Consider the following 12,089-nt stretch of genomic DNA (forward strand, 5'->3'; position numbering starts at 1 on the left):
ATGGAAATCTCAGGGTATCAGCATGTCGATGCATTGCTCCGAGCCCATAAAACTTGCCCGTTTCACGTGTAGCACTGTTTGTAACACAGGAAAAGGATTATGTCTCCTCCTGTATCGCTTCAGCATATAAAACCAGTTAACAAATAGCCAGAATTCTATTTGAAAAGCCTGATTTACTACATTTTCATTTATAAATGAGTGAATAATTGATGTTTTATCACAGGTAACATTATTTTTTGTTACCTGCATTATCGATAAATAAATAGCGGGCAATATTTAGGATATTTTTTTGCCTTCAAGTAATTGCTGAACTAACGGCGCCATAATTAACTCCATTGCCAGCCCCATTTTACCACCCGGAACAACGATAGTATTTATACTGGAAATAAACGAACCTTGGAGCATTGCCAGTAAATAAGGAAAATCGATTTGGCTTAAACCGCGGAAACGAATAACGATAAAGCTTTCGTCTAAGGAGGGAATTGCCTTGGCAGAGAATGGGTTGGAGGTATCGACTGTAGGAACACGCTGGAAATTGATGTGAGTGCGGGAAAACTGGGGCGTAATATAGCGGATATAATCGTCCATTGAACGTACCACAGAATCCATCACAGCTTCCCTTGAATGTCCGCGTTCGCTGGTATCACGAATGAGCTTCTGTATCCACTCAAGGTTAACGATGGGAACAACACCAATCAGCAGATCCACATGGCTTGCGACATTATGCTGTGGAGTGACAACACCACCGTGTAATCCTTCATAAAATAGCATATCGGTGTTTGACGGTAGTGGCTCCCACGGGGTAAACGTACCCGGTACCTGATTGTAGGGAACAGCTTCATCATACGTATGCAGGTACTTCCGCCAGCGGCCTGTGCCTGTTTCGCCATAATCAGAAAATGCTTTTTCCAGCATCTGGAAATCATTCGCTTCTGGGCCGAAATAGCTGATATGCCGTCCTTGTTCTTTTGCTTTACGTATTTCTGCGTCCATTTCGGGACGGGTATAACGGTGAAAGCTATCCCCTTCGATAAGAGCAGCGGTAATACCCAGTTGTTGGAAAATCTTGCGGAATGCCACACTAGTGGTTGTCGTTCCGGCTCCACTGGAACCGGTTATGGCAATGACAGGGTGTTTGGCAGACATAAGAACAGACTCCTTATCAGTAAAAAAACAGTTGGGATGATCTTTCTCGTAACCAGCAATTTTGAGCCAATAAAGCAGTACCAATAAAACAATGCCAATAGAACATACAAAAATTGAATAAAATGCTATTGAGCCGAAAAGGGTATAAAAAGAATCAGCTTACGGGCGAAACTGCTCCTTAGGCATGATATTGACAGTTTCGTGCAATTCAGACCAGACCAGAATAACTTCGTTCCGTTCAAGCTGGCGTTTTACATCCTGTACTTTCTGCTCCAGCGTTTTTTCAGACTCACCATAATCAGTGCCTTCCCGTAAGACAAAACTCTCGATTAAGTTACGTAAAGTATCAGGTTCTATTTGCTGCCACGGGATAATCATTTTGTTCTCCATATATACCCTGCATCTTCCAAGTTGAATTACACACTTCGAAAACGGGTATAACTCATCTTGTGTGCTAAATAACATACTGCTATTTTCTCTGAAAGAAAATGACAATAATTAAGAGATATCACAACTCATGACTGCTAGCCTCCTCTTCTCACTCAGTACATTTATGTTTATTTCCGCCATTACGCCCGGCCCTAATAATATGTTAATGACAACATCGGGTGCTAATTTTGGATTCCGCCGCTCGTTAATACTTTTTCTGGGAATGGTAATTGGAATGCAGACCATCCTGCTATTATCTGCATTTGGTGTTGCCGGGTTATTGTTGATCTATCCGGCTGTACACACAGGTTTGAAAGTGCTGGGTAGTCTGTATTTACTCTGGCTGGCCTGGAAAACAGTAACAGCACAATATAAGCAGTTGAGTACTAAACCCCTCGGAACACCTCTTAAAGGCTATCAGGGCTGGCTATTACAGTTTCTGAACCCCAAAGCATGGATGATGGGATTAGGATCTGTCAGCAGTTACAGCTTAGCCGGAGATTTATATATCCACTCTATTTGGGTCATCAGCGTAGTGATGATACTCAGTAATATAGCCACAGGCTTGGTATGGCTGAATCTCGGTGTCATGATTGGTCGCCTGTTAAAAGGCCGTACAGCATGGTTTACTTTCAATATCGTGATGGGGCTCTTGACAGCAGCCTGTGTGCCATTGATATGGATTAACTGAATCAGCTTAAATCAATATTTTTGCTGCCAAAGAAGAACGTCAGCACAAAGCCGCTGATATACGCAACAATCAGCCCCGCACCGTATACCGCCATTCCCGTGAATATTCCTGTCAGGGATGTCATCAAGGGCAACGCGACTACACCGGAGGGGCCGAATACCGTATTCAGGCCGACAGGTACACCTAACCAGGCAATCAGCCCGATAAAAAAGCCGCCGATTGCGCCACCAAAACAGGCCGTTACAAAAGGCTTAATGCGGGGCAGAGTCACGCCATAGATTAAAGGCTCACCAATTCCCAGAAAACCGGGGATAATGGCGCCTTTGATTTGAATACGCAGCAATGAATCTTTTTTCGCTCTTGCATATAACGCGAGAGCAGAACCAACCTGCCCGGCTCCTGCCATCGCTAGAACCGGAAACAAGGAGTTAAAGCCCTGTGTTTCCACCAGAGCAAAATAAACCGGTATAAATCCCTGATGCACACCAAACATCACGGCTATCAGGAACAACCCGGCTAAAACAGCCGTCCCGAACGGATTACCATTCAGATTGGTGAAAAGCCATGACATTGCCATAAACAAGTAACTTCCTATCGGCATAATCACGATAAAAGTTACTGCACCCATGATAAGAAGTGTGATGGCGGAAGTCAGGATCATATCCAGATCAGCGGGTATGATTTTGCGGATCTGCTTCTCAACCCAGGCTCCCAGAATACAGGCAATCAATACCCCGAAAATATTGCCCCGTGGGTCGATAGCAAAGCCAAAGAAATTGTTGATACCGGAATAAAAACCACTGGTGGCATCGGGGTTATAACCCAGAATAAACAGAGCAGCGATAATCGCACCATTAATACCTGAACCGCCGAATGCCTTCTGCGCATTATAACCAATCAAAATGCTGAAGAAAGTGAACATCCCTTTACTGAAAATCTTCATATAGCCGATCATTTCAACCAGCACAGCATTAGGTTGTGCAACGCCCTGAATAAAAATTTGTTCCAGTAAAGTGGCGATCCCCAGTAACAGTCCGACAGCAATAAAACCGGGGATCAATGGTGTAAAAATAGTGGCGAATTTAGCAAGGAACTTATGGATTGAGCTGGTTTGCTTCTCTTTGAGGTGTTTTTTATTGGAAGACGCAATATCTTTCAAATCTGCTGAATGGTGTTCCGGAGCCGTATGCTCGGCAGAACTTAATAACTCATTCATCATCTCCGCGGCTGTCTGGGCTTTGCCGGGGCCAAGAACGATCTGAAGCTGCTCATTACTTTCGACCACACCCAGAACGCCGGGGATCAGTTTTAGTTTTGCCTTATCGACGATTGAATCATCACGTAATGTTAACCTCAGGCGGGTCATGCAATTACCGCACTGTATGACATTACTTGCCCCGCCAATGGCGCTGAGTATTTCAGGCAACATATTCGGATTAATTTTAGCCATTTAGCACCCTTACCATCTATACCTATATAGGGAAAAGGTAATCACTATCGGACTGTTGAAATGGCAGGCCGGATAAATCCCTGATGTTCTGTTAATAACACTCGGGCTTCTTCGGCACTGATCCCCGATAGAATCATCACAATTGCGGTTTTGCAGTGGCCGTTACAGGCACTCAGGGCTTGTTCTGCCACTTCTCTGTTGCATTCAGTAGCTGCCATCACAATATTTTTTTGCCGTTCGATTAACTTAGCATTAGTGGCTTCAACATCCACCATCAAATTACTATATACCTTGCCGGTACGGATCATGGCACCGGTTGTGATCATATTCAGTACCAGCTTTTGCGCTGTACCTGCTTTCATACGGGAAGAACCGGTGACAACTTCCGGCCCGACAACCGGGGTGATTGCGATATCAGCCAGTCGGGTCATCGGGCTGTCAGGGTTGCAACTAATACAGGCGACAGTTGCTCCTATGGATACCGCATATTCCATCGCACCTAACACATAGGGAGTCCGGCCACTGGCGGCAATCCCGACCAGTACATCTTTTTCACTAAAGTGTAGTCCTTTAAGATCATCTGCGCCCAGTTGCTGATTATCCTCCGCATTTTCTACCGCTTGAAGAATAGCCTTATGCCCGCCAGCGATTAAGCCGACAACCTGTTCTGGTCTGGTGCCATAGGTTGGCGGGCATTCACTGGCATCCAGAATTCCTAATCGCCCCGATGTACCTGCACCGCAGTAAATCAATCTCCCGCCACGACGGAAAGCCTCTGCCACTTTATCCACTACAAGAGCAATTTGAGGTAACGCCTGCTCAACGGCAAGAGCAACTTTTTTATCTTCATCGTTAATGACACGCAGCATATCCAGTGTCGATAACTCATCAATATGAGCACTGGCAGGATTGCGGCTTTCCGTTACCAGATTATTGAGATTAATTTTCATGGTTTGTTCCAACTATCTACTATACGGTGTGAGAGCGATTATGGATTATTGCATTGATCCTACAATATAGCTCTTATAATCATAGCGCTCACTTCCCGGATTATTTCTTTTCTCGAATGATTCATCGTAATAGAGAACAATATTTTCAAATAATAGAATTGATTACCTTTTGATAAATAACAGTGATTACTTTTATTTATTGCCTGATAAAAATCTTTCATTACTTAATAATAAAAAAGTTTCCTACTTTATGTTGATTGTGCAAAAAGCTTTTATTTCAACTGATAATTTAATGTGAATGTGCAGATGAAATTTTGCATTCTCTTGAGGAACGTACCTATGAAGTTTATTTTTGTTAATAAATCCCTGCGGTTTTTAATATTAATTTTTTCTTTTTTATTACCGTTTGTCTCGATGAATACATTTTCAGTTAGTGAAGATCATCAAAACTTAACAGTAAAACCACTTTTTCCGAGTGCGAGCGATGAAAATAATTTAGATGTAACAGAAAAAGATAAAGCTGGCGTAATTGCACAAAATATTCAGACGATAGGTGGTTTATTATCATCCTCGTCATCCCAACTTACAGAACAGGCGAAATCCTACGCTTTAGGAAGAGTAAACGGAGTAATAAATAGTGAGGTACAAGAATGGCTGTCACAATTTGGTACAGCCAAAGTTAATTTATCTCTCGACAGAAAAGGTAAACTGCATAACAGTTCATTAGATCTGTTATTTCCACTTTATGATAACAAAGTAGACTGGCTGGTTTTTTCTCAGTTGGGTTATCGTAATAAAGACAGCCGAAATACGGTTAACCTCGGTTTTGGCAGCCGTTATTTCACTTCGGGCTGGATGTATGGTTTTAATACTTTCTTTGATCAGGACATCACAGGAAAAAATAACCGGCTGGGATTAGGGGCAGAAGCATGGGCTGATTACCTGAAATTATCAGCTAATACTTATATTCGCCTGAGCAAGTGGCATCAGTCACGGGATGATAAAGACTGGGAAGAGCGCCCTGCTAATGGCTTTGACATCAATGGCGAGTTCTTTCTGCCCGCTTACCCGCATATCGGCAGTAAACTGGGTTACGAAAAATACTTCGGTGATAACGTGACTCTGTTTAACCGTGATACCAAACAGAAAAATCCCGGCTTTGCTAAAGTAGGCATTACTTATACGCCGATCCCGCTGATAACGATGGGCATAGATTACCGGCATGGCAGTAACAAACACAGCGATGCCCGCTTTCAGGCCAATTTAAACTATAGATTTGGTGTCCCGCTGAGTGTTCAGTTATCACCGGATAGCGTTGCATCAATGCGCACACTGGCAGGTAGCCGCTATGATCTTGTGGAAAGAAATAACAACATTGTGCTGGATCATAGGGAGAAACCGAGGCTGGAAATTAGCTTACCGAATATCATTCAGGGACGTGGTGCTCAGGAGGTAACAGTAACAGCTAACGTGGAGTCAAATAGGCCGGCTAAAGCGGTTAAATGGAGTGCAGGAGAAGAGTTCCACAAAAATGGAGGAGTGCTACCGAGTAGCGGTAATTCTATTAGAATTACACTACCAAGATATTTTGATAAAGGTGTAAACAGTTACCCAATTCATGCAATGGTGGAATTAGAGAATGGCAAGCTCTCCAAAACAGCTGAAATGACTGTTAAGGTTACTGGAGGAGGTCCATTCGAAGGTAATATGAAAGTCTCTCCTGACGGAATTATTTCCGGAAATGGGAAGGATATATATACCTATAAGGCTTTAATTCTTGATGAAAAAAGTGCTCAACCGTTGCTTAACCATAGTTTTGAGAATGTAACATGGAGTATTGTAAATAATAAATTACCAGAGCATGTGAAATTTAAAGAAACGAAAACCACTACAGATGGTGATGGATATTTAACTGCTACACTGGTAAGTAGTGTGGGAGTGGATGGTGTCAGAGTTAAAATGGAGTTTACTAATGATGACAAGAAAGTATATGAGATCAATGCCGAAAGACCAGTGAGTTTTAAAGCGGTACCGCAATCTGCCGGGTTACAATTAACCACTGCTAATCATCATTTCGATTATGTTTACGAGCCGAATAAGCCCTATAATGTTTACAATGGATTAGCAATCACACTGGTCAAAGAAAAATTTTCTCTAGAGGATATGCCTGAACCTATTGCCAGACACAATGATTCTGTTGAATATAAATCTTCATCTGACCTTGTGAAAATAGTTTTAACACCAAAAGGCCCTGAAATAACTTTCCCTGCTGAAAATTTTAATTCATCTAAAAAAGCAATCGTGACTGCGACTGTCACTGATAATGAGACGGGAGCTAAATACGCTTATGAATATATCTTCAATCCTCAAAGATATGTTTTTAGTCCTGAGGTTGGTAATGTAAGGTTAGGCAACGATACATATAATGAGGAACAGAATCATACATGTGAAAAACTTGAATCTAAATATAAATGGTCACGTGAAGCGAAATCAATGACTAAGGAAGAGGTTGCTGGTACGGATAGTTCTTCATTAAAACATGAATATCAGTTCTTCAGTGGTTTTGGGGTGTTACAACATGATGATAAAATGAAGGTGTTGAATGATAAAGGAGAGCCAAAATTCATTTTATATTCTTTTGTTCCAGAGATTAAGAAAGATGCGGCTGGAAATGAATATGAAGATAGGAAAGAGGGAAAAGATGAAACGGATGATAATGAGCATCATTTAGGTAAATTAATGTGTAAATTAGAAGGTTAAAAAATAAATGTTAACAACAAAAACACAGGCGCTTTTTAGGTCTGTGTTTTTTTATGAAGGATGAATGCTAATCTATGAATGGATAAAAATAATTAGTGCAATAATTTGTCATTATCAACCGATAACCAAAAGTTATTGGAGGAGTATAAAATTTTTTCTAATATATAAATTGGATAACTAACCTTACTCCAGTGGAGTTAGTATCAAAAAATGGTTGCTAATAATAACGTCTATTTGGGTGCTTATATATGCCATCATATATTGGTAAAATTATTGTTTTTTTCACGATCTTTTATACGTTACTTATCCCTTCTACCATCATGCATGCGTTTGCTGAAGGGTATATAAATCATGAAGAAACAAGCATATCCAAGATAGATAATGTAGATTCCCAAGTAACCGAATCAAGTAAAAAGTTTTTAACTCAAGAAGCTGATAAAAAAGGTGGAACAGGAAATACAAGTCATACATCAGAATATGAACATGCCGATGCTATTGGACGAAATATTCAGATGGCAGGGAATATTCTATCGTCATCCTCTTCAGAATTAGCAGAACAAGCCAAATCTTATGCTTTGGGTAAAGTTAATAGCACTATCTCTTCCGAAGCTCAAAAATGGCTATCCCAATCTGGTACAGCAAAAATTAACTTTGGTTTTGACAGAAAAGGTAGGCTTGAGAATAACTCAGTAGATCTGCTATTGCCTATTTATGATAATCAAGCTGCATGGTTCTTTTTTTCCCAATTAGGTTACCGAAACAAAGATAGCCGGAATACAGTTAATCTCGGTTTGGGAGGGCGTTATTTTTCTCAGAACTGGATGTATGGCCTGAATACTTTTTATGACTATGACATTACGGGTAAAAACAGGCGGGTGGGATTAGGAGGAGAACTTTGGGGCGATTATATTAAATTTTCCACCAACGGCTATTACCGCTTAAGTGACTGGCAAATCTCGCGGAATTTCGAGGAGCATCATGAACGACCCGCCAATGGCTACGATATTAACGGCGAATTCTTTCTATCTGCTTACCCTAATCTGGGAGGCAAATTTTCTTATGAGCAATACTTCGGCGATAACGTGACGTTATTTAACCGAAAGACCAAGCAAAAAAATCCAAGTCTGGCAAAAATAGGCGTGACGTATACACCAATTCCATTGATAACAATGGGCGTGGATTATAAACAAGGCGAGAGAGGACAGAGTGAAACCCAATTTCTGACAAACTTTAATCTCAGATTTGGTGTGCCACTGAGTGCACAGTTATCACCGGATAACGTTGCATCAATGCGAACACTGGCAGGCAGCCGTTATGATTTGGTGGAAAGGAATAATCATATAGTGCTGGATCATAGGGAGGTGCCGAAGTCTGAGCTTTCTGTACCGGGAATTATTGTGGGTTATAGTCGTGAAATACATGACATTACGAAAGAGTTATCTGCAAATACAGCTATTCAACAGATTAATATTGAAAAGGGAAATGCAAAAGAGGAATTTATAAAGAATGGAGGGGATATCTATTTAAATTCTGGGAGGATTTATATTAAATTCCCTGAGTACTTATCGGGTGAAAATAAAAATAATAGTTATGCGCTCAATTTGTCTGCTGAATTAAAAAATGATCAAAAAACAAAACCTCAACAAATGAAAGTTATTGTCAGACCTTTTGAGATTAAAAAAGGCGATGGAGCTAATTTCACACCTCCAGGTCCGCTATTGGCTTCAGGAGATCAAGGGTATACTTTTAATCCTATTATTACTTTCGATACCCCTAACAACCCGAATATGATTAAGAATGCAACCATCCATAATGTTGAATGGTTCGCGATACCAGTGGGTGCATCAGCGTCAGAGGTAGCAACAGGGACCTCAACAGCATCATTAACTTTGGATGATAATATCTGTAACAATAGCGAAATTACGGATAATACGAAGAAATTAGAATTCAAGCCCAACAGTTCATTCAAGCAAATAAAAATAATGGATGATGGGCATATTGCAGAGAGTGATCGTGTCACATTAATGAGTACGGGATACGTTGGTACAGTTGCTGTTTGTGTAGCGATGGATAGTCAGCCTAAGAAATTTATGGGAAAAGTGGTTTTTGGTACCAAATTCATCCCTACTCCCAAGAACTACCATATTGATAAGATTACAGTCACACCCGATAAACCCAGGACTGCGGATGGTAAGCAATTTTATACTTATACGGCGCAAGTCGTAGATAATGAAAATCATCCTTTACAGAAAAAAACAACAATCTCTGGTGTTGAGTGGAATATAAAAAATCCTGTAACCGGACTGACTTTGGACGCCCCAAAAGGCGATGTAGAGACAGATGAAACCGGAAAATTACAGGCCAAATTAACAAGTACAGTGAAAGTTGATGATGTCATGGTTTCACTGGCTATTGAAGGCTTAGATCCTGTATACGCAAAACCGGCAGTATCTTTCAGCTTGGAAGGTATCAGTTTTAAATCTGTTTGCAATAAATCTGAATTAGTGTTTGATTCTTGTGAATATACAGTAAAAGTGACTAATTCTGATGGTGATCCTGAGAAAGGCAAGGTAACTTGGAAGTTGAAAAAAAATATCCCCGGAGTCTGTCTGAACCCTGCTGAAAATGGGACCTGTCCGAATCCTCCTGCTGAATCTGTTAAAACAGTAATAGGTGTTGATGGTATAGCTACAATAAAACTTAAAAGCGAAGTTGCTGCATCAGATGTGATTGTTACAGCCTCAACGGGGGGAAATACAGAGGAAGCCCCACCAGTAGAATTTAAATGGCCAACAATTCAGAGTGTGAAGTTAGATAATCCTAATGGTTCTGTTATTCCGGGTGAAAAACGATATTCTATTACAGCTAAAGTGAAAGGGGCTGATGGAAAAACGGATTATTCAGGTGATAACTTCAAATTCATATGGAGCGTTGAACCCCAAGATGTTGGTTTATCACTATCTTCTTCAAATGAAGTCGACAAAGTATTAAATGGAGAGTTAAAAATAGGGTTAATAAGTAGTACAGATACGCCTCCTAGTACGGTTGCTAAGGTTTGTTTAACCATGGTTGGAGTACCTGAACCCAATCAGCAGTGTACTGATCCAATTAAATTCAAATATCCACCTGTAGATTTTGAGATTGCAAGTGTTGAAGTTTGGAAAGTTGAAAGAAATGGTTCTGAGCAAGATTTTGATCAGAAAAAACCACTGATAGGTAACAAGGGATTCGTTTCTAATCCAGACAGATATAAATATAGAGCATTGATTGTGAAGAAGGGTGATCCTAAGAAAGAACCAATTAGGAATTACCCATTTGATAAGGTGGAATGGACACGAGATCAAACCCAGATAGATTATGATAAATTACCCAAGCCTCAACCGGATAAAGATAAATTTACAACGGATGGTGAGGGCTATTTATATGCAACATTAGAAAGCGAGGTTGGAGTTTATAAGGATATCAAAGTGACTTTGACGCTTCCTAATCAAAAAGGAGAAAAAGAGACTAATTCTACAGATGGAAAATATTTGGTTAATTTTAATCCGTATTCTCAGCAAGCGAAAATGTATGTTTATAATCCAGGTCCAGGAAATAAAATATTAGCCAGTAAATTATTTGATTCACCGCAGCCATATAATGTATTTGGTTCTATTCATGCTGAATTAAGACCATACTCGAAGCCAGAACAAGATTTTGATAAAAAAGAGCTTACTTATAGTACCAATCCAATCAGCTATGTGATAAATCTAGGTGATAATGATAAAGGACCTATCACCTTTTTGGGTACTGATAATGTAACATTACAGGCGACACTAAAAAGTACAAAAGGGACAATTGATTTGTATGAATATAAAATAGATTCCTTAAGATATTTGATCTACGCCGCTACTAGTGGGGATCATGCTGCTGATAGTGAATTTTCCTGTGAGAGTATTGCTACTAATGAAGGAACTTTTCATTCTTACAATATAACGGATTTTGTTGGCTCAACGCCAAAGGAAGGATTACCTGTAAGGGATGAATTTGTAAATCTTTATAATTGGGGATTATTTGGTTATGGGAAGAAGTTAGGGACAAATCGAGTTAAAATTAAAGTGACCAGCAATACACCTGGAAAGCCCTATACAATATATAAAGCATATGATCTAGCTTCCGGGGAAAGCCCTATAGATGATGACCCTCATGCAAGAGGTTACCTTGTATGTAAAAATTGATAAAATTATGTCATCAATTTATAGAATCGTGTATAGCATGCCTGTTTGGAGAATATTCCGTTGGCAAAGGTTGATAGAGTGTTACAAGTTCTTTGTCATTCCAGTAACCTACCCGACACATCAGGGCGAGATAACATATTTTCAATATGGTTTTTTAGAACAAAAATGACACTTTTTTAGTTCAATAAGCATACGATAAAGATATGAAAACCTATCAATAAAATCATATTGAATGTACGAAACTATCAATAGTTGGCTAATGATTGATTTTTAATCAAAGTGGAATCCGGTTCTGCCCGACACATAGGGAAATATAATTTATTCAATCCGTCTTTCAAGTGACCTCCGGTAATCCTCCCATTTTTCATGGAGGTTAAAAGTAGAATTCACGCAGCGCGTAATAAATGCTGCTTCGGGGTATAACCCCCTAATGCCATATTGGGCCT

7 protein-coding genes are annotated in these 12,089 nt (G+C 40.1%); 3 read left to right on the plus strand and 4 right to left on the minus strand.

The window, feature by feature from the left end:
* Positions 1 to 276 precede the first annotated feature (276 nt).
* On the minus strand, positions 277 to 1,146 hold the full coding sequence (locus tag Xsto_RS12240) for a phosphoribulokinase (RefSeq protein WP_099109227.1): 870 nt from the start codon (positions 1,144 to 1,146) through the stop codon (positions 277 to 279).
* Between the two features lie 159 nt (positions 1,147 to 1,305).
* Positions 1,306 to 1,524: a YheU family protein gene (locus Xsto_RS12245; protein WP_099109226.1), complete on the minus strand. Its 219-nt coding sequence runs from the start codon at positions 1,522 to 1,524 to the stop codon at positions 1,306 to 1,308.
* Positions 1,525 to 1,663: 139 nt separating this feature from the next.
* On the opposite strand from Xsto_RS12245, the gene Xsto_RS12250 reads away from it, so the two are divergent.
* Positions 1,664 to 2,266 carry a LysE family translocator gene (locus tag Xsto_RS12250; protein WP_099125227.1) on the plus strand — a complete coding sequence of 201 codons (603 nt, stop codon included), beginning with the start codon at positions 1,664 to 1,666 and terminating at the stop codon, positions 2,264 to 2,266.
* A 1-nt stretch (position 2,267) separates the two neighbouring features.
* Here Xsto_RS12250 and murP read toward each other — a convergent pair whose 3' ends face one another.
* Together murP and murQ are read right to left on the minus strand one after the other, a co-directional pair.
* On the minus strand, positions 2,268 to 3,716 hold the full coding sequence (murP, locus tag Xsto_RS12255; protein ID WP_099125228.1) for a PTS N-acetylmuramic acid transporter subunit IIBC: 1,449 nt from the start codon (positions 3,714 to 3,716) through the stop codon (positions 2,268 to 2,270).
* A 44-nt stretch (positions 3,717 to 3,760) separates the two neighbouring features.
* Positions 3,761 to 4,666: an N-acetylmuramic acid 6-phosphate etherase gene (murQ, locus tag Xsto_RS12260; protein WP_099125229.1), complete on the minus strand. Its 906-nt coding sequence runs from the start codon at positions 4,664 to 4,666 to the stop codon at positions 3,761 to 3,763.
* Positions 4,667 to 5,005: 339 nt separating this feature from the next.
* Here murQ and Xsto_RS12265 point away from each other — a divergent pair, with 339 nt between their 5' ends.
* Complete coding sequence (locus Xsto_RS12265; RefSeq protein WP_169926641.1) at positions 5,006 to 7,426, plus strand: inverse autotransporter beta domain-containing protein; 2,421 nt, start codon at positions 5,006 to 5,008, stop codon at positions 7,424 to 7,426.
* A gap of 248 nt (positions 7,427 to 7,674) precedes the next feature.
* Positions 7,675 to 11,643, plus strand: a complete 3,969-nt coding sequence (locus Xsto_RS12270) for an inverse autotransporter beta domain-containing protein (protein ID WP_099125231.1) — start codon at positions 7,675 to 7,677, stop codon at positions 11,641 to 11,643.
* Positions 11,644 to 12,089: the final 446 nt, after the last annotated feature.

The sequence above is a fragment of the Xenorhabdus stockiae genome, from assembly GCF_002632825.1.
In the GTDB taxonomy this organism is placed as follows: domain Bacteria; phylum Pseudomonadota; class Gammaproteobacteria; order Enterobacterales; family Enterobacteriaceae; genus Xenorhabdus; species Xenorhabdus stockiae.

Coding starts and splice junctions, on each gene's coding strand:
- Xsto_RS12265 (WP_169926641.1), top strand. CDS start 5,006: ATGAAGTTTATTTTTGTTAATAAATCCCTGCGGTTTTTAATATTAATT.
- Xsto_RS12250 (WP_099125227.1), top strand. CDS start 1,664: ATGACTGCTAGCCTCCTCTTCTCACTCAGTACATTTATGTTTATTTCC.
- Xsto_RS12240 (WP_099109227.1), bottom strand. CDS start 1,146: ATGTCTGCCAAACACCCTGTCATTGCCATAACCGGTTCCAGTGGAGCC.
- Xsto_RS12270 (WP_099125231.1), top strand. CDS start 7,675: ATGCCATCATATATTGGTAAAATTATTGTTTTTTTCACGATCTTTTAT.
- murP (WP_099125228.1), bottom strand. CDS start 3,716: ATGGCTAAAATTAATCCGAATATGTTGCCTGAAATACTCAGCGCCATT.
- murQ (WP_099125229.1), bottom strand. CDS start 4,666: ATGAAAATTAATCTCAATAATCTGGTAACGGAAAGCCGCAATCCTGCC.
- Xsto_RS12245 (WP_099109226.1), bottom strand. CDS start 1,524: ATGATTATCCCGTGGCAGCAAATAGAACCTGATACTTTACGTAACTTA.